The 24347-nt window shown below is 60.3% G+C and carries 24 protein-coding genes; 15 read left to right on the top strand and 9 right to left on the bottom strand.

The genetic code is table 11. From position 1 onward, the window contains the following. Positions 1–124 precede the first annotated feature (124 nt). From CCX46_RS26780 to CCX46_RS26720, 13 genes are all read left to right on the top strand, one after another. Complete coding sequence (locus tag CCX46_RS26780) at positions 125–1396, top strand: glutamate-5-semialdehyde dehydrogenase (protein WP_127929909.1); 1272 nt, start codon at positions 125–127, stop codon at positions 1394–1396. Then, positions 1365–2087, top strand: a complete 723-nt coding sequence (gene nadD / locus CCX46_RS26775; RefSeq protein ID WP_127929908.1) for a nicotinate-nucleotide adenylyltransferase — start codon at positions 1365–1367, stop codon at positions 2085–2087. The genes CCX46_RS26780 and nadD overlap by 32 nt, the downstream gene beginning before the upstream one ends. A gap of 72 nt (positions 2088–2159) precedes the next feature. Continuing rightward, on the top strand, positions 2160–2654 hold the full coding sequence (gene rsfS / locus CCX46_RS26770) for a ribosome silencing factor (RefSeq protein WP_016986117.1): 495 nt from the start codon (positions 2160–2162) through the stop codon (positions 2652–2654). Between the two features lie 9 nt (positions 2655–2663). Further along, a complete protein-coding gene (gene rlmH, locus CCX46_RS26765; RefSeq protein WP_003185785.1) occupies positions 2664–3131 on the top strand; it encodes a 23S rRNA (pseudouridine(1915)-N(3))-methyltransferase RlmH in 468 nt (155 codons plus the stop codon). Between the two features lie 10 nt (positions 3132–3141). Beyond that, a complete protein-coding gene (mrdA, locus tag CCX46_RS26760) occupies positions 3142–5037 on the top strand; it encodes a penicillin-binding protein 2 (protein ID WP_127929907.1) in 1896 nt (631 codons plus the stop codon). Between the two features lie 31 nt (positions 5038–5068). Beyond that, entirely contained in the window at positions 5069–6172 is a 1104-nt protein-coding gene (gene rodA / locus CCX46_RS26755; RefSeq protein WP_049802149.1) for a rod shape-determining protein RodA, read from the top strand. A gap of 17 nt (positions 6173–6189) precedes the next feature. Continuing rightward, positions 6190–7200 (top strand): lytic murein transglycosylase B, encoded by a 1011-nt coding sequence (gene mltB / locus CCX46_RS26750; RefSeq protein ID WP_093434581.1) that lies wholly within the window; start codon positions 6190–6192, stop codon positions 7198–7200. Further along, on the top strand, positions 7200–8210 hold the full coding sequence (locus CCX46_RS26745; protein WP_127929906.1) for a septal ring lytic transglycosylase RlpA family protein: 1011 nt from the start codon (positions 7200–7202) through the stop codon (positions 8208–8210). The genes mltB and CCX46_RS26745 overlap by 1 nt, the downstream gene beginning before the upstream one ends. 185 nt (positions 8211–8395) lie before the next feature. Beyond that, complete coding sequence (locus CCX46_RS26740) at positions 8396–9553, top strand: D-alanyl-D-alanine carboxypeptidase family protein (RefSeq protein ID WP_016986121.1); 1158 nt, start codon at positions 8396–8398, stop codon at positions 9551–9553. Positions 9554–9638: 85 nt separating this feature from the next. Beyond that, positions 9639–9914 carry a DUF493 domain-containing protein gene (locus CCX46_RS26735; RefSeq protein WP_008087908.1) on the top strand — a complete coding sequence of 92 codons (276 nt, stop codon included), beginning with the start codon at positions 9639–9641 and terminating at the stop codon, positions 9912–9914. Then, on the top strand, positions 9914–10561 hold the full coding sequence (gene lipB, locus CCX46_RS26730) for a lipoyl(octanoyl) transferase LipB (protein ID WP_127929905.1): 648 nt from the start codon (positions 9914–9916) through the stop codon (positions 10559–10561). Before CCX46_RS26735 ends, lipB begins: the two co-directional genes overlap by 1 nt. 25 nt (positions 10562–10586) lie before the next feature. After that, positions 10587–11585 (top strand): lipoyl synthase, encoded by a 999-nt coding sequence (gene lipA / locus CCX46_RS26725; protein WP_161986515.1) that lies wholly within the window; start codon positions 10587–10589, stop codon positions 11583–11585. A gap of 171 nt (positions 11586–11756) precedes the next feature. Continuing rightward, the gene (locus CCX46_RS26720) at positions 11757–12707 is read left to right on the top strand and encodes a S66 peptidase family protein (protein WP_127929904.1); all 951 of its coding nucleotides are present in this window, start codon (positions 11757–11759) and stop codon (positions 12705–12707) included. 116 nt (positions 12708–12823) lie between these two features. Here the strand turns inward: CCX46_RS26720 and CCX46_RS26715 are convergent, their stop codons facing one another. The 5 genes from CCX46_RS26715 to leuS all read right to left on the bottom strand — a co-directional run bounded on the left by CCX46_RS26715 (position 12824) and on the right by leuS (position 18931). Beyond that, positions 12824–14146 carry a lytic murein transglycosylase gene (locus CCX46_RS26715; RefSeq protein WP_127929903.1) on the bottom strand — a complete coding sequence of 441 codons (1323 nt, stop codon included), beginning with the start codon at positions 14144–14146 and terminating at the stop codon, positions 12824–12826. A gap of 60 nt (positions 14147–14206) precedes the next feature. Next, positions 14207–14371, bottom strand: coding sequence for an alternative ribosome rescue factor ArfA (arfA, locus tag CCX46_RS26710; protein ID WP_053124158.1), 165 nt, complete (start codon positions 14369–14371; stop codon positions 14207–14209). A gap of 183 nt (positions 14372–14554) precedes the next feature. Then, entirely contained in the window at positions 14555–15592 is a 1038-nt protein-coding gene (gene holA / locus CCX46_RS26705; RefSeq protein ID WP_127929902.1) for a DNA polymerase III subunit delta, read from the bottom strand. Between the two features lie 39 nt (positions 15593–15631). Further along, a complete protein-coding gene (locus tag CCX46_RS26700; RefSeq protein WP_127929901.1) occupies positions 15632–16237 on the bottom strand; it encodes an LPS-assembly lipoprotein LptE in 606 nt (201 codons plus the stop codon). An 87-nt stretch (positions 16238–16324) separates the two neighbouring features. Continuing rightward, positions 16325–18931 (bottom strand): leucine--tRNA ligase, encoded by a 2607-nt coding sequence (gene leuS / locus CCX46_RS26695; protein WP_127929900.1) that lies wholly within the window; start codon positions 18929–18931, stop codon positions 16325–16327. Positions 18932–19186: 255 nt separating this feature from the next. On the opposite strand from leuS, the gene CCX46_RS26690 reads away from it, so the two are divergent. Both CCX46_RS26690 and CCX46_RS26685 read left to right on the top strand, forming a co-directional pair. Then, positions 19187–19510, top strand: a complete 324-nt coding sequence (locus CCX46_RS26690) for a hypothetical protein (protein ID WP_127929899.1) — start codon at positions 19187–19189, stop codon at positions 19508–19510. Positions 19511–19614: 104 nt separating this feature from the next. Then, positions 19615–20376, top strand: a complete 762-nt coding sequence (locus CCX46_RS26685) for a YdcF family protein (protein WP_127929898.1) — start codon at positions 19615–19617, stop codon at positions 20374–20376. Positions 20377–20463: 87 nt separating this feature from the next. On the opposite strand, the gene lnt is transcribed toward CCX46_RS26685, so the two are convergent. From lnt to CCX46_RS26665, 4 genes are read right to left on the bottom strand one after another with little or no spacing between them, the layout of a single operon-like run. After that, on the bottom strand, positions 20464–21987 hold the full coding sequence (gene lnt, locus CCX46_RS26680; protein WP_127929897.1) for an apolipoprotein N-acyltransferase: 1524 nt from the start codon (positions 21985–21987) through the stop codon (positions 20464–20466). Between the two features lie 17 nt (positions 21988–22004). Further along, positions 22005–22844: an HlyC/CorC family transporter gene (locus CCX46_RS26675; protein WP_007909641.1), complete on the bottom strand. Its 840-nt coding sequence runs from the start codon at positions 22842–22844 to the stop codon at positions 22005–22007. Positions 22845–22849: 5 nt separating this feature from the next. Next, entirely contained in the window at positions 22850–23344 is a 495-nt protein-coding gene (ybeY, locus tag CCX46_RS26670) for an rRNA maturation RNase YbeY (protein WP_007909643.1), read from the bottom strand. Further along, complete coding sequence (locus tag CCX46_RS26665) at positions 23337–24335, bottom strand: PhoH family protein (RefSeq protein WP_034153779.1); 999 nt, start codon at positions 24333–24335, stop codon at positions 23337–23339. Before CCX46_RS26665 ends, ybeY begins: the two co-directional genes overlap by 8 nt. Positions 24336–24347 lie beyond the last annotated feature (12 nt).

Genomic DNA, 24347 nt, shown 5'->3' with positions numbered 1-24347 from the left:
TTAATTGGGCCTGAACGCCGGCGAATCCGCGTTCATTTCGACCATCCGCCCGTCACCGCTGTTAGTCCCGGGACGCGACAGCTATAATCTGCCGCTTTCCTCTTTGCCAAGACCCCAGCAGACCATGACTGAGTCCGTTCTTGACTACATGACCCGATTGGGTCGCGCCGCCCGCGAAGCCTCCCGGGTCATCGGCCGTGCCAGCACCGCGCAGAAAAACCGCGCCTTGCAGGCTGCTGCCAATGCCCTCGACGCCGCGCGCGCCGAGCTTGCCGCAGCCAATGAACAGGATCTGGCCGCCGGTCGCGCCAACGGTCTGGAACCCGCTTTGCTGGAACGTCTGGAACTGACCCCGGCGCGCATCGACGGCATGATCGTCGGTTTGCGTCAGGTCGCCGCGCTGCCGGATCCGGTCGGTGCGATCCGCGACATGAGCTTCCGTCCGTCGGGGATTCAGGTCGGCAAGATGCGCGTGCCGCTGGGTGTGATCGGGATCATCTACGAATCCCGTCCGAACGTGACCATCGATGCCGCCAGCCTGTGCCTCAAGTCTGGCAACGCGACCATCCTGCGCGGTGGCTCCGAAGCGATTCATTCCAACCGGGCGATTGCCGCGTGCATTCAGCGTGGTCTGGCCGAAGCCGAACTGCCCGCTGCTGTGGTGCAAGTGGTCGAAACCACTGACCGTGCCGCCGTCGGCGCGATGATCACCATGCCCGAGTACGTCGACGTGATCGTGCCGCGTGGTGGCCGTGGCCTGATCGAACGCATCAGCCGTGATGCCCGGGTGCCGGTGATCAAGCATCTCGACGGCATCTGCCACGTTTACGTCAGTGCAAACGCCGATCTGCCGAAAGCCCAGCGCATCGCCTTCAATGCCAAGACTTATCGTTATGGCATCTGCGGTGCGATGGAGACGCTGCTGGTTGATCAGACGGTTGCCAAGGATTTCCTGCCGTCGATGGCCGCCCAGTTCCGCGAAAAAGGCGTCGAATTGCGCGGCTGCGAGCGCACCCTGGCGATTATTGACGCCGTTGCGGCCAGCGAAGACGACTGGAGCACCGAGTACCTGGCGCCGATCCTGTCGATCCGTGTGGTCGAGGGTCTGGATCAGGCGATTGAACACATCAACCATTACGGCTCCCATCACACCGACTCGATTGTCAGCGAAAATCTCGCCGATACCCGGCGCTTTGTGGCGGAAGTCGACTCGGCGTCGGTGATGATCAACACCCCGACCTGCTTCGCCGATGGATTTGAATACGGATTGGGTGCCGAGATCGGCATTTCTACTGATAAGCTGCACGCCCGCGGCCCGGTGGGTCTTGAAGGACTGACCTGCGAGAAGTACATCGTGGTCGGTGATGGCCAGTTGCGCGGCCAGGCGACGGTCTGACTTGACCGACCTCGACCTGACAGCGCCGCAGACCGGCAGCGAGTCCCGCCCCCGACGCATCGGCGTATTGGGCGGCACGTTCGACCCGGTGCACATCGGCCATTTGCGTGGTGGGCTGGAAGTTGCCGAAGCGCTGGCGCTCGACGAGTTGCGCCTGATGCCGAATGCGCGGCCGCCACATCGCGGTACGCCGCAGGTGTCGGCGCAGGATCGCTTGGCGATGGTCGAGTGTGCGGTGGCCGGATTGCCGTCGCTGGTGGTGGACGCCCGCGAATTGCAGCGGGACAAGCCGTCCTGGACCATTGATACCCTGGAGTCGATGCGTGCCGAAATGCCCGCCGAGACCCAGGTTTTTCTGCTTTTGGGCTGGGACGCATTTTGCGGCCTGCCCACTTGGCATCGCTGGGAAGAGTTGCTCCAGCATTGCCACATCCTGGTGCTACAGCGCCCGGACGCCGACAGCGAACCGCCGGATGCCTTGCGCAACCTGCTGGCAGCGCGTTCGGTGAGCGACCCGCTGGCCCTGAAAGGGCCGAGCGGACAGATTGCATTCGTCTGGCAGACACCGCTCGCGGTTTCCGCCACCCAGATCCGTCAACTGCTGGCCAGCGGTAAGTCGGTACGTTTCCTGGTGCCCGACGCGGTCCTGGCCTACATCGATGCGCACGGACTTTACCGTGCGTCGAACTGAGCAAGGCGTGCTTCACTGATACGAATACACGTATCGCCAAGCCGCCGAATATATGAGCAAAACGAGTTTTATATGACTGACAAAGACCAAACCAAAGTAAAGCGCAAAGGCACATTCAAGAGCGCCCCGCTGCCTGAACCGGTCAACACCAACGAGCCGCTGAAGGGCGACGAGCTGGTCAAACTGGCCGTAGCCGCTCTGGAAGACGTCAAGGCGCAAGACATCCAGATCATCGATGTTCGCGACAAGCAGAGCATCACTGACTACATGATCATCGCCACCGGTACGTCCAACCGCCAGATCAACGCGATGCTCGACAAGGTTCGCGAAGAAGTCAAAAAGCAGGGCGCCAAGCCGCTGGGCGAAGAAGGCAAGGGCGACAGCGACTGGGTGCTGCTCGACCTGGACCTGGTGATCGTGCACATGATGACTGCCTCGGCACGTCAGTTCTACGACCTGGAGCGCCTGTGGGCCGGTGCCGAGCAGAGCCGTGCGGCCGACGCCAAACACCACAGCCCGGAAAACACCCACGAGCATTTCACCAAGCTCAACAAAGACCAGCTGTAAGGGATTGCTGTGCGACTGCGCCTGATCGCCGTCGGTTCACGCATGCCCAAGTGGGTGGAAGAAGGCTGGCATGAATATGCCAAGCGTCTTCCGTCCGAGCTGGCGCTGGAACTGGTGGAAATACCGCTCAATACCCGTGGCAAGAATGCCGACGTGGCCCGTTTCATCCGCCAGGAAGGCGAAGCCATGCTGGCCAAGGTCGGGCCGAACGAGCGGATCGTCACGCTGGAAGTCCACGGCAAGCCCTGGAGCACCGAGCAGCTTGCGGTCGAACTCGACCGTTGGCGGCTGGATTCGCGCACGGTCAATTTCATGGTCGGTGGCCCGGAAGGGCTGGCGCCGGAAGTCTGTGCCCGTGCCGATCAGCGCTGGTCGTTGTCGCCGCTGACGTTACCGCACCCGCTGGTGCGGATCCTGATCGGCGAACAGTTGTATCGTGCCTGGACCGTGCTGTCCGGTCACCCTTACCACAAGTAATCCAGCCCTCATGTCTCAGCCGATCCGCATCAAGGACCACGAAAAGGACGCACGCCTGGTGCGTAGCCGCGTCGTGTTCGGGGCCATTGCGATCATGCTGTTGATCGGCGTGTTGATCGCGCGGCTGTATTACTTGCAGGTGATCCAGTACGAGTACCACTCGACGCTCTCGGAAAACAACCGCGTCCATGTGCAGCCGATTCCACCGACCCGTGGGTTGATTTTCGACCGCAACGGCGTGGTGGTGGCGGACAACCGCCCAAGCTTCAGCCTGAGCATGACCCGCGAGCGCTCCGGCGACTGGCAGCAAGTGCTCGACGTGATTGTCGAAGTGCTGGAGCTGACGCCCGAGGATCGGGTGATCTTCGAGAAGCGCATGCGTCAGGGGCGCCGGCCGTTTGAACCGGTGCCGATCCTGTTCGAGCTGAGCGAAGAGCAGATTGCCCGGATCGCCGTGAACCAGTTCCGCCTGCCCGGCGTGGAGGTGGTTGCGCAACTGGTTCGTCACTACCCGCAGGGCGCGCATTTTGCGCACTCGGTCGGCTACATGGGGCGGATCAACGAGAAAGAGCTGAAGACCCTCGATCCGGTCAACTACAGTGGCACCCATCACATCGGTAAAACCGGCATCGAGCGTTTCTACGAGCCGGAATTGCACGGTCAGGTCGGTTACGAAGAAGTCGAGACCAACGCCCGTGGTCGCGTTTTGCGTGTGCTCAAGCGCACCGATCCGATTCCCGGCAAGGACATCGTCCTCAGTCTGGACATCAAATTGCAGGAAGCGGCCGAGGCGGCATTGGGCGGACGTCGCGGCGCGGTCGTGGCGCTCGATCCGAAGACCGGCGAAGTTCTGGCAATGGTCAGCCAGCCGAGTTTTGACCCGAACCTGTTCGTCACCGGCATCAGCTTCAAAGCCTACGCCGAGTTGCGCGATTCGATCGACCGGCCATTGTTCAACCGCGTGCTGCGCGGTCTGTACCCGCCGGGCTCGACGATCAAGCCAGCGGTGGCGATTGCCGGTCTCGATTCCGGTGTGGTGACGGCTTCGAGCCGAGTGTTCGACCCCGGCTACTACATGCTGCCCAACTACGATCACAAATACCGTAACTGGAACCGCACGGGCGACGGCTTCGTCGATCTCGATACCGCGATCATGCGTTCCAACGACACCTACTTCTATGACCTGGCGCACAAGCTCGGCATTGATCGGTTGTCGGCTTATATGAACAAGTTCGGCATCGGCCAGAAGGTCTCGCTGGACATGTTCGAAGAATCCCCCGGCCTGATGCCGTCCCGCGAATGGAAACGGGCGACGCGTAAACAGGCGTGGTTCCCGGGCGAAACCCTGATTCTCGGGATCGGCCAGGGCTACATGCAATCAACCCCGCTGCAGTTGGCTCAGGCCACCGCGCTGGTGGCCAACAAAGGCATCTGGAATCGTCCGCACCTGGCTAAATCCCTCGAAGGGGTGAAGCCGGTAGACGAAAACCCGATGCCGGACATTGTCCTGCGCGATCCGTCGGACTGGACCAAGGTCAACCACGGCATGCAGCAGGTCATGCACGGTGCGCGCGGTACTGCGCGCAAAGCGGCGATCGGCGCGCAATACCGCATCGCCGGCAAATCGGGTACGGCGCAGGTCGTGGCGATCAAGCAGGGTGAGAAGTACGACCGCTCCAAGGTTCAGGAGCGTCACCGCGACCACGCCTTGTTCGTCGGTTTTGCCCCGGCTGATGACCCGAAAATCGTTGTATCGGTGATGGTCGAGAACGGTGAGTCCGGCTCCGGCGTTGCGGCGCCGGTGGTGCGTCAGGTCATGGACGCCTGGCTGCTCGATCAGGACGGACGTTTGAAGGCCGAATACGCCAGCCCAATCAGTGCGGAGGCTACGGCCCGTGATGAATAACTTTGATCGCATGCTCTCCAGTGAGGATGTGATGCGTCGCCGCGCGACGTTGCTGCAAAGACTGCATATCGATGGCCCGTTACTGATCCTGCTGCTGATTCTCGCCGCCGGCAGTTTGTTCGTGCTGTATTCGGCGAGCGGCAAGAGCTGGGATCTGTTGGCTAAACAGGCCACTTCGTTCGGTATCGGTCTGGTGTCGATGATCATCATCGCCCAGTTCGAGCCGCGTTTCATGGCGCGCTGGGTGCCGCTTGGTTATGTGATTGGCGTGGTGCTGCTGTTGGTGGTGGACATCATGGGCCACAACGCGATGGGCGCGACGCGCTGGATCAACATCCCCGGGGTGATCCGCTTCCAGCCCTCGGAGTTCATGAAGATCCTGATGCCGGCGACCATCGCCTGGTACCTGTCCAAGCGCACGTTACCGCCACAACTCAAGCATGTCGGCATCAGCCTGATGCTGATCGGCGTGCCGTTCGCGCTGATCGTGCGCCAGCCTGACCTCGGTACTTCGCTGCTGATTCTGGCGGGCGGCGCGTTTGTGCTGTTCATGGGCGGGCTGCGCTGGCGCTGGATTCTCAGCGTGCTGGCGGCGGCGATTCCAGTGTCGGTGGCGATGTGGTTCTTCATCATGCACGACTACCAGAAGCAGCGAATCCTGACCTTCCTCGACCCGGAAAGCGATCCGCTGGGCACCGGCTGGAACATCATTCAGTCGAAAGCCGCGATCGGTTCCGGCGGCGTGTTCGGCAAGGGCTGGCTGCTTGGCACCCAGTCGCACCTGGACTTCCTGCCGGAAAGCCACACCGACTTCATCATTGCCGTACTCGGTGAAGAGTTCGGCCTGGTGGGCATCTGCGCGCTGCTGCTGATCTATCTGTTGCTGATTGGCCGGGGGCTGGTGATCACCGCCCAGGCACAAACGCTGTTCGGCAAATTGCTCGCCGGTGCGTTGACCATGACGTTTTTTGTTTACGTTTTCGTCAACATCGGTATGGTCAGTGGCCTGTTGCCGGTTGTAGGGGTGCCGTTGCCGTTCATTAGCTACGGAGGAACTTCGCTGGTGACGCTGCTGTCAGCGTTTGGGGTTTTGATGTCGATCCATACCCATCGCAAGTGGATCGCACAGGTTTGAATAAGGTGAAGAGTTCAATGCAAGTAATGCGTGGCTGGGCGACTCGATGCGCGCCGCTGGTTGGCCTGATGGGCCTGCTGGGCAGCGTGCAGGAAGCGCTGGCCGGCGAATACGAAGGCTCGCCGCAGGTGGCCGAATTCGTCGGTGAAATGACTCGCGACTACGGTTTCGCCGGTGAGCAATTGATGGCGGTGTTCCGCGAGGCTCAGCGCAAACAGGCGATTCTCGACGCCATTTCCAGACCTGCCGAGCGCGTCAAGCAGTGGAAAGAATACCGCCCGATGTTCATCACCGACGCGCGTATCGCCCGTGGTGTGGATTTCTGGCGTCAGCACGAGGCCACGCTGGCCCGTGCCGAGCAGGAATACGGCGTACCGGCACAAGTCATCGTGTCGATCATCGGTGTTGAAACCTTTTTCGGACGTAATACCGGCAATTACCGGGTGATCGATGCCTTGTCGACGCTCGGTTTCGACTATCCTCCCCGTGCCGAATTTTTCCGTAAGGAACTGCGTGAGTTCCTGCTGCTGGCCCGTGAAGAACAAGTCGATCCATTGACCCTAAAAGGCTCGTACGCCGGGGCCATGGGTCTGCCGCAGTTCATGCCGAGCAGCTTTCGCGCCTATGCGGTGGATTTCGACGGTGACGGCCACATCAATATCTGGAACAACCCGGATGATGCGATTGGCAGCGTTGCCAGTTACTTCAAACGACATGGCTGGGTGGCCGGCGAGCCGGTGGTCAGCCGCGCCGATGTGCGGGGCGAGCAGGTTGATGAAGGCCTGACCACCGGCATCGAGCCGACGAAGACGGTCGGAGAGTTGCGGGCGCTGGGCTGGTCAAGTCATGATGCGCTGCGCGATGATATGCCGGTGACTGCATTTCGCCTCGAAGGCGACAATGGCCCCGAATACTGGATGGGCCTGAAGAATTTCTACGCGATCACGCGTTATAACCGCAGCGTGATGTACGCCATGGCCGTACATCAACTGTCTGAACAGCTGGTACAAGCACGGGGCGTCAAGTAATGCAGGCATTGCCTAACAGTAAACCCCTGAAGCTGGTGGCATTCGCTGCGTTGGCAGTGCTGGTCGCCAGTTGTTCGACCAGCCGTTCGCCGACCCAGAAAACCACGAATACCGCCGTGCGGGCGCAGCCGGGCCTGGACATCAACCGTGCGCACAAAGATGGCGCGCCGTGGTGGGACGTCGACGTGTCGCGCATCCCCGATGCCACCCCGACCCTGCACACTGGCCCGTACAAGGCCAACCCGTACACCGTGCTGGGCAAGACTTACTTCCCGTTGCAGGAATCCAAGACTTACGTCGCGTCCGGTACGGCGTCCTGGTACGGCACCAAGTTTCACGGTCAGAACACCGCCAACGGCGAGGTCTATGACCTGTACGGCATGAGCGCTGCCCACAAGACTCTGCCATTGCCAAGTTACGTTCGGGTGACCAACCTGGACAACAACCGCACGGTGATCCTGCGGGTCAACGACCGTGGGCCGTTCTATTCCGACCGCATCATCGACTTGTCCTACGCGGCGGCGAAAAAACTCGGTTACGCCGAAACCGGCACTGCGCGGGTCAAGGTTGAAGGCATCGATCCTCAGCAATGGTGGGCCGCCAAGGGCCGTCCGGCGCCTTTGATGCTCAACGAGCCGCAAGTCGCGCAGAATAGCGCACCGGTGATCACGGCCTCGGCCGGCACCGTTGAGCAATGGACGCCACCGCCGCAGCAACATGCCTCTGACACCGTCCCGGTGCCAATGAGCGCAAAAAAAAACGCTTCTGCAACAGCGTCTGGCCAGTATCTGCAGGTGGGCGCGTTCGCCAACCCGGACGCTGCAGAACTGCTGAGGTCGAAGCTCAGCGGGATGGTGAGCGCTCCGGTGTTCATCAGTTCGATCGTGCGCAATCAGCAGACCCTGCATCGGGTACGTCTGGGGCCGATCGGTTCGCCGGGTGAAATTGCCCAGGTGCAGAACAGCGTGCGCCTGGCCAACCTTGGTTCGCCAAGTGTGGTCACCGAGTAATACGTAGAACTTGATTGACGATTCGCCAGCGATTGGGGGGTGAATCAGGTTGTTGGCTCGTCGAAGAACAAAAGCCCGGCAAGGGTGACTGGAGTGAGCAACTGAACACGCGATGGCTCGTTAGAAAGTCATCTGATTAAATTTTGTCCGCAAGGACAGTTTCCATTAGCGATTTCGAGAGACGGATGAACATCACCACCTTTGCCAAACGCCTGTGTCTGCTAGTCCCGCTGCTCCTCTCGCCAGCCGCCTTCGCGGCCGAGATGATGCCGTCGCCACCGCAACTGGCCGCCAAAGCCTACGTACTCATGGATGCCGCCAGCGGCAACGTGCTGGTAGAGAACAACGGTGACCAGCGTCTGCCGCCGGCCAGCCTGACCAAACTGATGACCGCGTACATTGCTACGCTGGAAATCCGTCGTGGCCAGATCGGTGAAAACGATCCGGTGACCGTCAGCGAAAACGCCTGGCGCACCGGCGGTTCGCGGATGTTCATCAAAGTCGGCTCGCAGGTGACTGTCAGCGACCTGCTGCACGGGATCATCATCCAGTCCGGCAACGACGCCAGTGTGGCGCTGTCCGAGCACATCGCCGGCAGCGAAGATGCGTTCGCCGATCTGATGAACAAGACTGTCACCGATCTGGGCATGACCAATACCCACTTCATGAACCCGACCGGTCTGCCAAATCCTGAGCACTACTCGTCGGCCCACGACATGGCGATCCTGGCCCGTGCGATCATCCACGAAGACCCGGCTCACTACGCGATCTACTCGCAGAAAGAGTTCTTCTGGAACGGCATCAAGCAGCCTAACCGCAACCTGCTGCTGTGGCGCGACAAGACCGTTGACGGTCTGAAAACCGGTCACACCGACGAAGCCGGCTACTGCATGGTGTCCTCGGCTGTACGTGATGGCCAGCGCCTGATCGCCGTCGTGTTTGGCACCAACAGCGAAGTGGCTCGCGCCGCTGAAACCCAGAAGCTGCTGACCTACGGTTTCCGCTTCTTCGAAACCCAGACCTTCTACCAGAAGGGCACCGAACTGGCTCAGGCCCCGGTGTGGAAAGGCACCACCAATCAAGTCAAGGCCGGCCTGGCTGAAGACCTGACCATGACCCTGCCAAAAGGCCAGCTGAAGAAGCTCGCTGCGAGCATGACCATGAACCCGCAACTGACCGCGCCAATCGCCAAGGGCGACGTGATCGGTAAAGTCGAAGTCAAACTGGAAGACAAGGTGGTGCACAGCGCCGACCTGATCGCTCTGGATGGCGTCGAGGAGGGTGGTATCTTCCGCCGCATGTGGGATAGCATCCGTCTATTCTTCTACGGCTTGTTCAACTGATTTGTGTTGACCTGCATGGCCCCGCCCCGATCCGGAGCGGGGCCATGTGCGTTACCACGGCTTGCGCTCTAGAGGCCGTTACGCCATGACCGATACCGAAGTAAAGGCGCCAAAGATCGAATTTCCCCAGGTTGATTATCCGGTTAAGGTGATCAGCGACACGGGGGTTGGCCACAAAGACAAGATCATCGAAATCGTGAAGAAATTCGCGAAGATCAATGATGAGCGTGTCGACGAGCGTTCGAGCAGCAACGGCAAATACACCACGATTCAGTTGCACATCGTCGCGACCGATCAGGATCAGCTGTACAACATCAACAGCGAACTGCGGGCGACCGGCTTCGTGCACATGGTGTTGTGATGCCGGGCACGCTGGGCTTTCGCGAGCTCGGCCAGATGGCCTACGAGCCGGTCTGGCATGCCATGCAACGTTTTACCAACGAACGCGGCAGCGATGCCGCCGACGAAATCTGGCTCGTCGAGCACCCGCCGGTGTTCACTCAGGGCCAGGCCGGCAAGGCCGAACACTTGCTGCTGCCGGGGGATATTCCGGTGGTGCAGGTCGATCGCGGCGGGCAGGTGACTTATCATGGTCCCGGCCAGTTGGTGGCTTACCTGCTGCTGGATGTGCGCAAACTGGGTTTCGGCGTACGAGATCTGGTCAGTCGCATGGAACAGTGCCTGATCGAACTGCTGGCCAGCTACGGCGTGACCGCCGCAGCCAAGCCAGATGCTCCCGGCGTCTATGTCGATGGAGCGAAAATCGCTTCTCTGGGTTTGCGGATTCGCCACGGTTGCTCCTTTCATGGCCTGGCCCTCAACGTGGATATGAACCTGGAACCGTTTCGACGGATTAATCCCTGCGGCTATGCCGGGCTGGCGATGACCCAGCTGAGCGATCACGCAGGATCGATTGAATTTGCCGAGGTAAGTGCCCGGCTGCGCGCGCAGCTCGTCAAACACCTCGACTATGCTGAGCAGACGACCCTGACGGGCGGAATCGACTGATATGACTACTGATGCAGTGCAAACCATGATCCCGACGCTCGACGTGACCGAGCGCCCGGCCCCGCGTCCCAAGGTAGAAGCCGGCGTCAAGCTGCGCGGTGCCGAGAAGGTTGCACGCATCCCGGTAAAGATCATTCCGACCACCGAGCTGCCGAAGAAACCTGACTGGATTCGTGTACGTATCCCGGTTTCGCCGGAAGTCGACCGGATCAAGAGCCTGCTGCGCAAACACAAACTGCACAGCGTCTGCGAAGAAGCGTCCTGCCCGAACCTCGGCGAGTGCTTCTCCGGTGGCACCGCGACCTTCATGATCATGGGTGACATCTGCACCCGTCGCTGCCCGTTCTGCGACGTTGGCCACGGGCGTCCGAAGCCACTGGACGTCAATGAGCCGGAAAGCCTGGCCATCGCCATCGCCGACCTCAAGCTCAAGTACGTGGTGATCACCTCGGTTGACCGCGACGACCTGCGTGACGGCGGTGCCCAGCACTTTGCCGACTGCATCCGCGAAATCCGCAAACTGTCGCCGAACGTGCAGCTGGAAACCCTGGTTCCGGACTACCGTGGCCGCATGGACGTTGCGCTGGAAATCACCGCCGCCGAGCCGCCGGATGTGTTCAACCACAACCTGGAAACCGTGCCGCGCCTGTACAAGGCTGCGCGTCCGGGTTCGGATTACCAGTGGTCGCTGACCCTGTTGCAACGCTTCAAGCAGATGATGCCGCACATTCCGACCAAGTCCGGCCTGATGCTGGGTCTGGGCGAGACCGACGAGGAAGTCATCGAAGTCATGAAGCGCATGCGCGAACACGACATCGACATGCTGACCCTCGGTCAGTATCTGCAACCGTCGCGCAGCCACTTGCCGGTGCAGCGTTTCGTGCACCCGGACACCTTCGCCTGGTTCGCCGAAGAAGGTTACAAGATGGGCTTCAAGAATGTCGCGTCGGGCCCGCTGGTGCGTTCTTCGTACCACGCCGACGAGCAAGCCAAGCTGGTCAAGGCTGAGCTGCTGGGTTCCTGATCCGGCGCTGAATAAAAAATGCCCGCCGAGGTTTTAACGCCCGGCGGGCATTTTTTTGCCCGTCTTACATTCGATGCTGATTTTTCCTGCAACCTGCGGCGTGGCCGACCCTCTTCTGTTTGCCGCCGTTCCTGACTACTGTGTGTGCATGACTCACAGGGAGATCCAAGGATGACCGTTCGACCGACCCACACACTTTGTCCGCACAGAGCCGTGCCCGCACTGCCCTCAGAAGGGCTGATCGGCGTCATTGCGCCTGCTGGTCCAGGAACCCTGGACACCGATAAAGCGGTGCAATGGATGCGCGCCCGTGGCTATGGGCTGAAGGTGTTTCCGGGTGTCTATGAAAAGGACGGCTATCTGGCCGGCAGTGACGATGTACGCCTGCGTGACCTGCACGCGGCGTTCGCTGACCCCGAGGTCGACGCGATCATTTGCCTGCGCGGCGGCTATGGTACGCCGCGCCTGCTGGACCGGATCGACTACGACCTGCTCAGTCGCAACGCCAAGCCATTCGTCGGCTACAGCGATATCACCGCGCTGCACCTGGCCATCAGCCGTTATGCCGGATTCGTGACCTTCCACGGGCCGCTACTCAACGCCGACCTGCTGGGCGACAAGGAGCCGCCGACGGTGACTTCGTTCTTCGCCATGCTGCGCGGGCAATTGAAGGCGGGGAGTGTGCTGAGCCATCCGGTGGCTTATCCGTTGATCACGGTAGAGCCTGGTGTCGCGCATGGGCGCTTGCTTGGCGGCAATCTGGCGATGATTGCTGCAACCTTGGGCACGCCTTATGAAATTGATGTTGAAGGGGTGATTCTGCTGATCGAAGACATCAACGAGCCGCTGTATCGCATTGACCGGCTGCTCACCCAGATGCGCCTGGCCGGCAAGTTGGCCAAGTTGCGCGGGGTGTTGGTCGGGGATATTGCAGGCGTGGATGTCGAAGCGCTGAACCGCTTGCTCAAACAGACCTTCGAGCCTTTACGAATTCCGGTTTTGTCTGGCTGGCGCAGCGGCCATTGCGATCCGAACCTGACGCTGCCGATGGGCGCGCTGGTGCGGCTGGATGCGGGGAAGCAGGAATTGACGCTGGAGCAGGATGTGGTGATCAAGGCTTAAAGGCTTATTGCCTGATAGTCAGTCTTCGCGAGCAGGCTCGCTCCCACATTTGGCGTGCATTTCAATGTGGGAGCGAGTCTGCTCGCGAAAGCGATATCAGCCATACGGTATTCGTTCTATTGACTACGCAGGCTTTCCAGCAATTTGTGCGTCGGATACCCGTCCGCCGGCCAGCCAAATGACTGCTGCGCACTGCGAATCGCCTTACGCGTATTGGCGCCGATAATCCCGTCCGCGGTGCCGGCATCGTAATTGCGCGCGCTCAACAGGGTCTGCAATTCCATACGCTCGGTACGGCTCAGTGGCAGATCGTCTTTCGGCCAGGTGCCGTTGATCAGGCCGCCGCCGTTGAAACGCTCGGACAGCAGGCTCACCGCCAATGCATACGACGACGAGTTGTTGTACTTGAGGATCGCGCGGAAATTATCGAGGATCAGAAACGCCGGCCCACGATAACCAGCCGGCAGCAGCAGGGCGGCTGACAATTGTTCCGAACCGGCAGGCACCTGAGCGCCATTTGGCAGGATCACACCTAATTGACGCCATTCGGCGACGCTCTTGCGAATCGCGCCATCAGCCAGGGTGTAGTTGAAGCTGCTCGGCAGCTGTACTTCAAAACCCCACGGCTGGCCACGCTGCCAGCCTGAGCTTTGCAGGTAGTGCGCGGTCGAGGCCAGTGCGTCAGCAGGGCTGCCCCAGATATCGCGGCGGCCATCGCCGTCAAAGTCCACAGCATGGGTGTTGTAGGTGGTCGGAATGAACTGGGTCTGCCCCATGGCGCCGGCCCACGAGCCGAGCATCTTGTCCGGCGTGATATCGCCTTGTTGCAGGATCTGCAGCGCGGCGATCAGCTGTGCATGGGCAAAGCCCGGGCGACGGCCTTCGTAGGCGAGGGTGGCCAGCGAGTTGATCACCGACTTGCTGCCCTGAAACTGACCGAAATTACTTTCCATGCCCCACACCGAGACCAGCGCCTGACGGTCAACGCCATATCGCTGTTCGATGCTTTGCAGAATATCGGCGTACTGGCTGATCAGTGCCTGACCTTTGCGTACCCGCAGCGGCGAGAGGGCGCCATCGAGGTATTCCCATACCGGCCGGGAGAACTCCGGTTGACTGCGGTCAGCGCGAATCACGCTGGCGTCGAAGCTGACATTGGTGAACGCGCGATCGAACAGATCGGCGCGAATCCCGGCGGCCAGTGCATCCTTGCGGAAACCGGCCTGCCATTCAGCGAAGGTTTGAGTCGGTTGCAGATCGAGAGGGTCGGCGGACGGCACTACCGGCGGGATGATCGCTGGGGCCGTGGCGACAGGCGCGGCTTGAAGGGGTTGTGCATCGGCGGCGGTCGGTTTTTCCGCGCAGGCGACAAGCAGAATGAAGCTGGAGGCAGCGATCAGTTGGCGAACAGGCCAACGACGGGAAAGACTTAGGGGCATGCACAGTTCCAGGAAAACGAATCAGGTGCAGACCTTAACATGACCGGGGGGTACTGCGCTTTAAGCGGCCAGAAAGTAAGAAGCCTCCCAGCTGTCAGACTGGAAGGCTTCGCGGCGGTAGCTGCCTTTACCCTTGGTTGGTCGTTCCTGACGACTGCGGAACAGGGGCTGGGCGACGATGGATTTGGCCTTGTTGGGGCCATGCTTTGCTGGCTTTTTGCTCATTAGGGTTCTCTCGAGTGATTGGGTTTTGCGCGGGAAATAATCTGCCGATGTCGGGCGTCTGTCCAGTGCCTGTTGTGTAGGAATGTTCTGACGCTTTCGCGAGCAGGCTCGCTCCCACATTTGGAATGCATTTCAATGTGGGAGCGAGCCTGCTCGCGAATGGCCGTTATGCGGTAGAACAGGTTATTCGGCGGGGAGTGTCAGACGCTGGCCGGACATCAACAACGCCAAGCGGCTCAGGCTCATCCACGGCGAACCGGCCGCCTGACCTTTGATTTGCGCATCGATACGCTGCGCTTCGAGCAACAGCTGCCCCCAGCGTTGCGCCGAGTAGCGCTGCAGGGCTTTACTCATCAACGGTTTGCGCTTGTCCCAGACCGGTGGTTTCGCCTGGCTGAAACACTTGTCCAGCGGCGTGCCCTGGCTGTATTGCAACGAAATATTAGCCAGCAGGCGCAACTCCCGCGCCAGCGCCCAGAGAATCACCGGCGGTTCGACACCTTCGCCGCGCAGCCCTTCAAGCATGCGCAAGGCGTGGGCCGGCTCGCCATTGAGCACGGCATCGGTGAGGCCGAACACGTCGAACCGCGCACTGTCGGCCACAGCGGCCTGCACGGTTTCGACGGTGATCTGGCCACCTTCGGCCATCAACTTGAGCTTTTCGATTTCCTGCGCGGCGGCGAGCAAATTGCCCTCGACGCGTGCAGCAATCAACTCGACCGCGTCCTGGCTGGCCGACAAACCGGCCTGCGACAGGCGCTGACGAATCCAGCTCGGCAATTGATTGGCGTCCACCGGCCAGATCTGGATGAACTGGGTTTGCTGGCCTTCAACCAGCGCCTTGCCCCACTTGGTTTTCTGCGCACTGCCATCGAGCTTGGGCAGGCTGACCAGAAGCACTGTGTCTTCAGCGGGGCGCGAGCAGTATTCGATAAGTGCCGCGGCACCTTTGTCACCGGGCTTGCCCGAAGGCAGGCGCAGTTCCAGCAGGCGTTTTTCCGAGAACAACGACATGCTGGCGCCGGCCTGCAACAGCGTGCCCCAATCGAAATTGGCGTCGGCGGCAAAGACCTGGCGTTCGTCAAAACCTTGCTGGCGCGCAGCACTGCGGATGGCGTCGGCGGCTTCCTGGCACAGCAGCGGGTCATCGCCACTGATGATGTAGACCGGGCCGAGAGCGCCTTGCAGGTGTTTGCCGAGTTGGGCGGGAGCGAGCTTCATAAGAAATGTCGAACGGGGCGCCTGAGCGCCCCGAACGTCTTACTGCTGCGGTATTTCGAGCGGCGACTGACGCGGGGTTTCCGCTTCAGCCTTTTGCGCCGCTTGCAGCGCATCGGCTTCTGCCTTGGCGCGGTCATTGGCGGCTTGCTGCAGTTGTTGCAGCTGGCCCGGCGTCAGTTGCTGCAGACGCAGCATCATGCGCTGAACCAGTTCGCGAGTGGTTTCGCGACGGGCGTCGTTGGCTTCCTGATCGGAGCCCACGAGGTTGTTACCGTCGTGGATAAACACTTTCTGAACTTCAAGTTTGTCGCTGAGCAGCTGCAGGTTCTTTTCGCCACTGATCTCATATTTCAGAACAGTGTTGACCTGATACTCGCCCGTACGACCGGCACCGGCGTAGCTGAGGATGCGCTGGCTCTCCTGCTGGTCAGCCAGGTACAGCTTGTACGGAGCGCCGCTGTAAACCTTGACGCCGCTCGACTCCAGTACCTGACGCAGTTGCGTGACCGTCTCGCCATAGGCGTTACGGGCGCTCAGGTCGAGTTCCTTGATCGACAGTTCGTTGGTGCCGGTACCGCGCAGCTGGAAACCGCAGGCGCTCAACAGAACGGCGAGGCCCATCACCAGCAGATTGCGTTTGATCATTGTGTTGCTCCCCTTGAAACCACGTGGGCCGACTGTACGGCCCGAAAGGTTTTACTTGGCGTCAGGCGAACCTGACGCCCGATCCAATTAGCTGGCGACGATATTGACCAGTTTCCCGGGCACTACGATCACTTTACGAATAGTCAGACCATCGACGAAACGCAATACGTTTTCGTTGGCGCGGGCTGCCGCTTCCACTTCTTCACGCGTCGCACTGGCAGGCATGTCGATCTGGCCGCGCAGCTTGCCGTTGACCTGGATCACCAGGGTCAGGCTGTCCTGCACCAGAGCGCTTTCGTCGACAGCCGGCCAGCCAGCGTCGATGACGGCGTCAGCGTGACCCAGCTTGTTCCACAGTTCGTGGCTGATGTGCGGCGTGATTGGCGCCAGCAACAGCGTCACGGCTTCCAGACCTTCGTGAATCAGCGCGCGATCCTGCTCGGTAGCTTGTGCGGCTTTTTCCAGCACGTTCATCAGCGTCATCACCTGAGCGATGGCGGTGTTGAATTTGTGGTTCTGGCCGACGTCGTGGCTGGCTTGCTTGATGGCCACGTGGATCGAGCGGCGAACGGCTTTCTGCTCGTCGTTCAGGCCGGCGATGTCCAGTTTGCCCGGCAGGCCCTGACTGACGTGGGCCTGCGCCAGACGCCAGACGCGCTTGAGGAAGCGGTGCGAACCTTCAACGCCGGAGTCGGACCATTCGGCGCTCATGTCGGGTGGCGAAGCGAACATCATGAACAGGCGGCAGGTGTCAGCGCCGAACTGATCGATCATCGACTGAGGGTCGACGCCGTTGTTCTTCGACTTGGCCATCTTCTCGGTGCCACCGATTTCCACCGGCAGGCCGTCGGATTTCAGCTTGGCGCTGATGACCTTGGCTTTGCTGTCACGCTCCAGTTCCACGTCCGCCGGGTTGAACCAGGTGTAGGCACCGTTGGCTTCACGACGATAGTAGGTTTCAGCGATCACCATGCCTTGGGTCAGCAGGTTCTTGAACGGCTCGTTGGAGCTGACCAGACCTTCGTCACGCATCAGTTTGTGGAAGAAGCGCGCGTAGAGCAGGTGCAGAATCGCGTGTTCGATACCGCCGATGTACTGATCCACCGGCAACCAGTGGTCGGCTGCGGATTTTTCTACCAGGCCACCTTCAAAGTGCGGCGAGGCGTAACGGGCGTAGTACCACGACGACTCGACGAAGGTGTCCATGGTGTCGGTTTCACGCTTGGCAGGCTGGCCGCATTTCGGGCAGCTGCACTCGTAGAACTCAGGCATGCGTGCCAGCGGCGAACCGGCGCCGTCCGGCACCACGTCTTCCGGCAGGACGACAGGCAATTGATCTTCAGGTACCGGCACGTCACCGCACGCATCGCAGTGGATGATCGGGATCGGGCAGCCCCAGTAGCGCTGGCGGCTGATGCCCCAGTCGCGCAGGCGGAACTGGGTACGCGAGGCGCCCAGTTCTTTCTTGATCAGGGCGACTTCCATGGCGTCGAACGCGCCAGCGAAGTCGAGACCGTCGAACTCACCGGAGTTGATCAGCGTGCCATGCTCGCCGTAGGCGTCTTGCCACGGGGCCGGGTTGCTGTCGCCAGAGCTGGTACGCACGACCGATTTCACCGGCAGGTTGTACTTGTGAGCGAATTCGAAATCGCGCTCGTCGTGCGCCGGTACTGCCATTACAGCGCCGTCGCCGTAATGCATCAGTACGTAGTTGGCGACCCACACCGGGAGTTTCTCACCGGTCAGCGGGTGCTCGACGAACAGGCCGGTTGGCAGGCCTTTTTTCTCTTGAGTGGCGACGTCGGCTTCGGCAACGCTGCCGCCCTTGCATTCAGCGATGAACGCTTGCAGCTCGGTGTTGTTTTTTGCCGCCAGTGTGGCCAGTGGGTGCTCGGCAGCCACGGCGACATAGGTCGCGCCCATCAGGGTGTCCGGACGGGTAGTGAAGACTTTGAGTGCGCCGGCTTCGCCGATCGAGTCGACGTTGTACGGGAACTGTACTTCCATGCCGCGGGATTTGCCGATCCAGTTGCGCTGCATGGTCTTGACCTGTTCCGGCCAGCCCGTCAGCTCGTCGAGGCTCTCCAGCAGCTCATCCGCGTAAGCGGTGATCTTGAAGTAGTACATCGGGATTTCGCGCTTTTCGATCAGCGCGCCGGAACGCCAGCCGCGACCGTCGATCACCTGCTCGTTAGCGAGAACGGTCTGGTCGATCGGGTCCCAGTTCACGGTGCCGTTTTTACGGTAGATCACGCCTTTTTCGAACAGGCGAGTGAACAGCCATTGTTCCCAGCGGTAGTAATCCGGCTTGCAGGTGGTGACTTCGCGCGACCAGTCGACCGCCAGACCCAGGCTGCGCAGCTGGGTTTTCATGTAGGCGATGTTTTCGTAGGTCCACTTGGCAGGGGCGACGTTGTTCTTCATCGCGGCGTTTTCCGCCGGCATGCCGAAAGCGTCCCAACCCATCGGTTGCAGAACGTTCTTGCCGAGCATGCGCTGGTAGCGGGAGATCACGTCGCCGATGGTGTAGTTGCGCACGTGCCCCATGTGTAGTTTGCCGCTGGGGTAAGGGAACATCGACAGGCAGTAGTAGGTTTCCTTGCCTGGCTGTTCACTGACTTCAAAGGACTTTTGCTCGTCCCAGAACGACTGGGCGGCGGCTTCGATTTCACGGGGCTGATATTGTTCGTGCATGGCTACTTTTGTACTGGATAGGGGTGGCCTAATCCTCTTCAACGCAGGTTCCGGGGTTGGCCCGGACGAGCTGGAAGTGGAATTACAGGAAGCGCCGTAGCATACATGACCGCGCTTGGCCTAGGGAAACCCTGATTACAGCTGTTTTCCCCGGCCAATCCGTGGCGAGGGCCGTTGGTCGCGGCGTGCAGCCGGTTTGTGCAGCGAAGCTAAGCTCTAACTGGGGAGTGAGTCTTATCTTCAATGAGGTGAGGGATGGTGGAGCAACGGCAGAAAAAAGTGACTAAACCCGAGTTGTACGAAAGGTTGATCGACCGTCTGGGTATGGCCTTGGACGCTGTAAAAACCGCTGACCGGCTGCGCGACGAGCGCCCCCTGGAACTGGAATTGCGTGGCTTGAGCCCCGCTGAGTTCAAACTGGTCAAGGCCTATCTGGATCGCAGTGAACGTGAATCGCACGGATGCTTGTCACAGGCAGTGAAGCAGCTCGATGCAGCACATTCGGCCAAGGTCATCTGGCTCAAGGACAAGGCACCCGGCAGAGACACCGTCAAGGTTCGCTCTTTGCAGGCCAAGTAAGCGCATGGCAGGTCAAGAACCGGATCTTTTTCAACAGGATCCCACCTATTGGTTGTAACGCTTTATTAACACTCTTAGGCTTCGGGCATCTCTGGAGATGCTCGATGCCTTTTCGTTATTTGATCAAACAACTTTTATTGCCGCCCGGCATTCTCTTGCTGCTATTGCTGGCTGCGTGGTGGCTGCGCCGCTCTCGGCCGCGCCTGGCTGGTGTGTGCTTTGCGCTTGGCTTTGGCGGATTGTGGCTGATGAGCTTGCCAGTGGTCGTGCAGTGGGGCGCAAAAGCGCTGGAGCGCGAGCCACCGTTGGCCCGTGAAGAGTGGACAATGCTGGCGCAGCGGGCTGACGCCATTGTGGTGTTGGGCTCCGGTCGTGAGCGCGGCGATCTGGCGTGGGGCGAGGATCAGCCGACCGGCGTGGGTCTTGAACGTCAGCGTTACGCGGCGCGGCTGGCTAAAGCGTCCGGCCTGCCGATTCTGACCACGGGTGGCTTGCATTACGGTACACCGCCGACCGAGGCGAAACTGATGGCGGATTCATTGCGCGACGATTTTGGCGTGATGGTGCGTTGGCAGGAAGGTGAGAGTCGTACGACGTGGGAAAACGCCAAGTTCAGCGCTGACATTCTATTGCCGCAGGGGATCACGCGCGTGGTTGTGGTGACGCAGGCTTGGCACATGCCGCGATCAGTCTGGAGTTTTGAACAGGCAGGATTTGAAGTGGTGCCGGCGCCGGTGGGCTTTTTGGGCACTGATAACGCAAGACCCTTTGGTGGCTGGCTGCCGGAGTTCAAATCGATCTGGCAGAGCGGGCAGTTGCTCAATGAAGCGGTGGGGCAGGTGGGGTATTCGTTGTTCTACCGCTGAAGATCAAAAGATCGCAGCCTGCGGCAGTTCCTACATTGGGATTTGCGTTTTCCCTGTAGGAGCTGCCGCAGGCTGCGATCTTTTGCTTTAGAGGGTTTTCGACATCCGGCTCGCCATCAGTGCCCAGCCAAACAGCAGCACGCACACGATGATCAACGGCCACGAGCGCCATTGCAGATACGGCGTCAGGTTGTGCATCGGCACCACTTCGCCGTACAGAATGCCCTGTTCAAACTGCGGAATCTGCTCGGTGATCTGCCCGAACGGGTTGATCAGCCCGGTCACGCCGTTGTTGGTTGCGCGGATCATCCAGCGTCCCGCTTCAAGTGCCCGCATCTGCGCCATCTGCAAATGTTGCAGCGGGCCAATCGAGGTGCCGAACCACGTGTCATTGCTGATTGTCAGCAGCAGATCACTGCGCGCCGACAGGCTGGCGGCAAATTCCGGATAGACCACTTCGTAGCAGATGAACGGCGCAATCTGATAACCCTTGGCTTGCAGCAGTGCCTGATCGGCGGGGCCGCGGGCAAAGTCCGACATCGGTAGATCGAAGAAGGCGATCAGCCCGCGCAGCACATCCTGCAGCGGCACGTATTCGCCGAATGGCACCAGTTTTTGCTTCAGGTAAGTGCCATCGCCTTCGCCTACTACGGTGATGCCATTGAAGAAGCGTCTTTCGCCGTGCACCGTCTGGCGGATCGGCACACCCGTTATCAGCGCCGATTTACGTTCGGCGGCGAAGGTGCCCATCATGCTCAGGTAACCTTCGGCGGACTCCTTGAGTACCGGCACGGCGGTTTCCGGCCAGATCAGCAGATCGACCGGTTTCGAGCGGAAACTCAGATCGCGGTAAAGCGCCAACTGCGCGTTGAGCTCGGCCGGATCCCATTTCATGCTCTGTGCGACGTTGCCCTGAATAGCTGCGACGCTCAATGGTGCGCCGGACGGGCTGGTCCAGGCGTGGCCCTTGAGCGCAATGCCGGCCACCCATGGCCCAGCCAACAACACCAGGCCGGCAACGACAAAGGCCTTGCGGCCGCTTTGCAGCAGGCGCCGCGCGTTGTAGATCAGCGCGGCGGTTAATGCCAGCACGAACGACACCAGCCACATGCCCCCCACCGGTGCGAGCCCGGCCAATGGCCCATCCAGCTGACTGTAACCGGAGTACAACCAAGGGAAACCGGTCAGGAACCAGCCACGAAAGGCTTCCTGTCCGACCCACAACGCAGCAAACGCCAAAGCATCCGCCACGGGCGCTTCGTTACGGCGCAACCAGCGCGCCCAAATCCAGGCGGGCAGGGCGAAGAACCAGGCAATCGCTGCGGTAAACAGCAGCATCAGGAAACCGGCCAGCAGCACCGAAGCGCCGCCGAAGTGGTGAATGCTGTAGTAAATCCAGCTGGTGCCGGCGCCGAACAGGCCGAAACCAAAACACCAGCCACGGCCCAGCGCCTGACGCGGGCTCTGCTCGCGCAACCCGGCATAGAACAAGCCGACCGCGAGCAAAGCCAGCGGCCAGATGTTGAAAGGTGCCAGAGCGAGGGTGGTGATAGCACCGGCCGCCACGGCCAGCAGGTTACCGGGCCAGCCGGGGCGGGTTGTCCAGCGCATTTCAGTCCTTAGATTTCTTACCGGGCGATAGGGGTCAGTCGCAGCAAATGAATCCGACGGCTGTCGGCGTTCAGAATGCGGAAACGATAGGCGCCGATTTCAGTGATTTCGTTGCGTTTTGGCAAGTGCCCGAACGCGCTCATCACCAGACCGCCGACGGTGTCGAACTCGTCGTCGGAGAACTCGCTGTCGAAAAACTCGTTGAAGTTCTCGATCGGCGTCAGGGCCTTGATCAGGAAGTCGCCACTGGGCAGCGGCTTGATGTAGCTGTCTTCCTCGACGTCGTGCTCGTCTTCGATGTCGCCGACGATCTGCTCCAGTACGTCTTCAATCGTTACCAGACCGGCCACACCGCCGTATTCGTCGATGACGATGGCCATGTGGTTGTGGTTGGCGCGGAATTCACGGAGCAATACGTTCAGACGCTTGGACTCCGGCACGAACGTGGCCGGGCGCAGCAGATCCTTGATGTTGAAGCTGTCGCCGTTCTCCTTGAGGATCAGCGGCAACAGATCCTTGGCCAGCAGCACGCCCATCACGTCGTCATGGCTTTCGCCGATCACCGGATAGCGCGAGTGGGCCGAGTCGACCACGGCGGGGAGGAATTCACGCGGTGTCTGGGTCGCCTTGATGCTGATCATCTGCGAACGCGGCACCATGATGTCGCGAACTTGCAGGTCAGCCACCTGAATGGCGCCTTCGACGATGGCCAGCGCTTCGCTGTCCAGCAGTTTGTTCTGATGTGCATCACGCAGCAGCTCGAGGAGCTCCTGACGGTTCTTCGGCTCGTGGGCAAAAGCCTGGGTCAGTTTACCCAGCCATGACTTCTGCCCGTTGCTCGATCGATCTTCGCTCATAGCGATTACTCTGAATCCTTTGTTGTAACGATAGGGGATGTTTCGGGTTCGTCGTCCGCGTACGGATCGGGATAGCCCAGTTCAGCAAGCAACTCGCGTTCCAGTGCTTCCATTTCTTCGGCTTCTTCGTCATCTATATGGTCGTAACCGAGCAGATGCAAGCAGCCGTGAATGACCAGATGTGCCCAGTGGGCCTTTAGTTCCTTGCCTTGTTCAGCGGCTTCTCGTTCGACCACGGCCACGCAGATCACCAGATCGCCAAGCAACGGGATGTCGAGAAACTCGTCAGGCACTTCAGCCGGGAAGGACAGGACGTTGGTTGCGTAATCCTTGTGGCGCCAGGTGTGGTTGAGCTCGCGGCCCTCTTCCTCGTCGACCAGACGAATGGTCATTTCCGAGTCGGCGGTGCGCTGGCGCAGGGCCAGTTCGCACCACAGGCGGAAGTCGGCTTCACTCGGCGCGCTCGCTTCAGTCGCGATTTGCAGGTCTAGCTCAAGCATTTCGCGAGGTGTCCTTGGGCGCTTCGTCACGGTTTTCGAAGCGCTCGTAGGCTTCGACGATCCGCTGTACCAAAGGATGGCGCACGACGTCTTTGGGCTGGAAGTGCGTGAAGCTGATGCCCGGCACGTCTTTGAGCACTTCGATCACATGGTGCAGACCCGACTTGGTGCCTTTCGGCAGGTCGACCTGGGTGATGTCACCGGTAATGACCGCTGTAGAGCCGAAGCCAATTCGGGTGAGGAACATCTTCATCTGTTCGACGGTGGTGTTCTGGCTTTCGTCGAGGATGATGAAGCTGTTGTTCAGCGTACGGCCGCGCATGTAGGCCAGCGGCGCAACTTCGATCACCTGACGTTCGATCAGCTTGGCGACGTATTCGAAGCCGAGCATTTCGTAGAGCGCGTCGTAGAGCGGGCGCAGGTATGGGTCAATTTTCTGCGACAGGTCGCCGGGCAGGAAGCCGAGTTTCTCGCCAGCCTCAACCGCCGGGCGTACCAGCAGGATGCGACGGATCTGCTCGCGCTCCAGTGCATCGACAGCGCAAGCGACAGCCAGATAGGTCTTGCCGGTACCGGCCGGGCCAATGCCGAAGTTGATGTCGTTGCCGAGAATTTCCTTCACGTAGCGCAACTGATTCAAGCCACGAGGGCGAATCATGCCTTTCTTGGTGCGCAGGGCAACGGAGGCTTCGGCGGGGGCGTGATTGTCCAGCTCGACGACGGACGATTCCTGCAGGAACAGGTGCACCGTATCTGGCGACAGCTCTGAACCTTTGGTTTCCCGGTACAGGCGGCGAATCAGATTTTCCGCAGACGTGGTGAGTTTGGGGTCGCCGATCAGCTCGAACTGGTTTCCGCGGTTGCGGATCTCGATGGTCAGGCGCTGTTCGATCAAGCGTAAATGCTCGTCGAATTGCCCGCACAGATTGGCGAAGCGGCGAGCCTCAAAGGGCTCGAGGATAAAACGATGTGGTTCTATGGGTGCGTTCAAGGTCGTATTTAG

The sequence above is a fragment of the Pseudomonas sp. RU47 genome (genome assembly GCF_004011755.1).
GTDB lineage: Bacteria > Pseudomonadota > Gammaproteobacteria > Pseudomonadales > Pseudomonadaceae > Aquipseudomonas.
This window is presented reverse-complemented; position numbering and strand designations above follow the sequence as displayed.

Coding starts and splice junctions, on each gene's coding strand:
- leuS (WP_127929900.1), bottom strand. CDS start 18,931: ATGCACGAACAATATCAGCCCCGTGAAATCGAAGCCGCCGCCCAGTCG.
- CCX46_RS26740 (WP_016986121.1), top strand. CDS start 8,396: ATGAACATCACCACCTTTGCCAAACGCCTGTGTCTGCTAGTCCCGCTG.
- rsfS (WP_016986117.1), top strand. CDS start 2,160: ATGACTGACAAAGACCAAACCAAAGTAAAGCGCAAAGGCACATTCAAG.
- mrdA (WP_127929907.1), top strand. CDS start 3,142: ATGTCTCAGCCGATCCGCATCAAGGACCACGAAAAGGACGCACGCCTG.
- CCX46_RS26745 (WP_127929906.1), top strand. CDS start 7,200: ATGCAGGCATTGCCTAACAGTAAACCCCTGAAGCTGGTGGCATTCGCT.
- CCX46_RS26690 (WP_127929899.1), top strand. CDS start 19,187: ATGGTGGAGCAACGGCAGAAAAAAGTGACTAAACCCGAGTTGTACGAA.
- lipA (WP_161986515.1), top strand. CDS start 10,587: ATGATCCCGACGCTCGACGTGACCGAGCGCCCGGCCCCGCGTCCCAAG.
- arfA (WP_053124158.1), bottom strand. CDS start 14,371: ATGAGCAAAAAGCCAGCAAAGCATGGCCCCAACAAGGCCAAATCCATC.
- CCX46_RS26675 (WP_007909641.1), bottom strand. CDS start 22,844: ATGAGCGAAGATCGATCGAGCAACGGGCAGAAGTCATGGCTGGGTAAA.
- CCX46_RS26700 (WP_127929901.1), bottom strand. CDS start 16,237: ATGATCAAACGCAATCTGCTGGTGATGGGCCTCGCCGTTCTGTTGAGC.
- nadD (WP_127929908.1), top strand. CDS start 1,365: ATGGCCAGTTGCGCGGCCAGGCGACGGTCTGACTTGACCGACCTCGAC.
- mltB (WP_093434581.1), top strand. CDS start 6,190: ATGCAAGTAATGCGTGGCTGGGCGACTCGATGCGCGCCGCTGGTTGGC.
- rodA (WP_049802149.1), top strand. CDS start 5,069: ATGCGTCGCCGCGCGACGTTGCTGCAAAGACTGCATATCGATGGCCCG.
- CCX46_RS26685 (WP_127929898.1), top strand. CDS start 19,615: ATGCCTTTTCGTTATTTGATCAAACAACTTTTATTGCCGCCCGGCATT.
- CCX46_RS26780 (WP_127929909.1), top strand. CDS start 125: ATGACTGAGTCCGTTCTTGACTACATGACCCGATTGGGTCGCGCCGCC.
- holA (WP_127929902.1), bottom strand. CDS start 15,592: ATGAAGCTCGCTCCCGCCCAACTCGGCAAACACCTGCAAGGCGCTCTC.
- CCX46_RS26735 (WP_008087908.1), top strand. CDS start 9,639: ATGACCGATACCGAAGTAAAGGCGCCAAAGATCGAATTTCCCCAGGTT.
- CCX46_RS26720 (WP_127929904.1), top strand. CDS start 11,757: ATGACCGTTCGACCGACCCACACACTTTGTCCGCACAGAGCCGTGCCC.
- CCX46_RS26715 (WP_127929903.1), bottom strand. CDS start 14,146: ATGCCCCTAAGTCTTTCCCGTCGTTGGCCTGTTCGCCAACTGATCGCT.
- lipB (WP_127929905.1), top strand. CDS start 9,914: ATGCCGGGCACGCTGGGCTTTCGCGAGCTCGGCCAGATGGCCTACGAG.
- ybeY (WP_007909643.1), bottom strand. CDS start 23,344: ATGCTTGAGCTAGACCTGCAAATCGCGACTGAAGCGAGCGCGCCGAGT.
- lnt (WP_127929897.1), bottom strand. CDS start 21,987: ATGCGCTGGACAACCCGCCCCGGCTGGCCCGGTAACCTGCTGGCCGTG.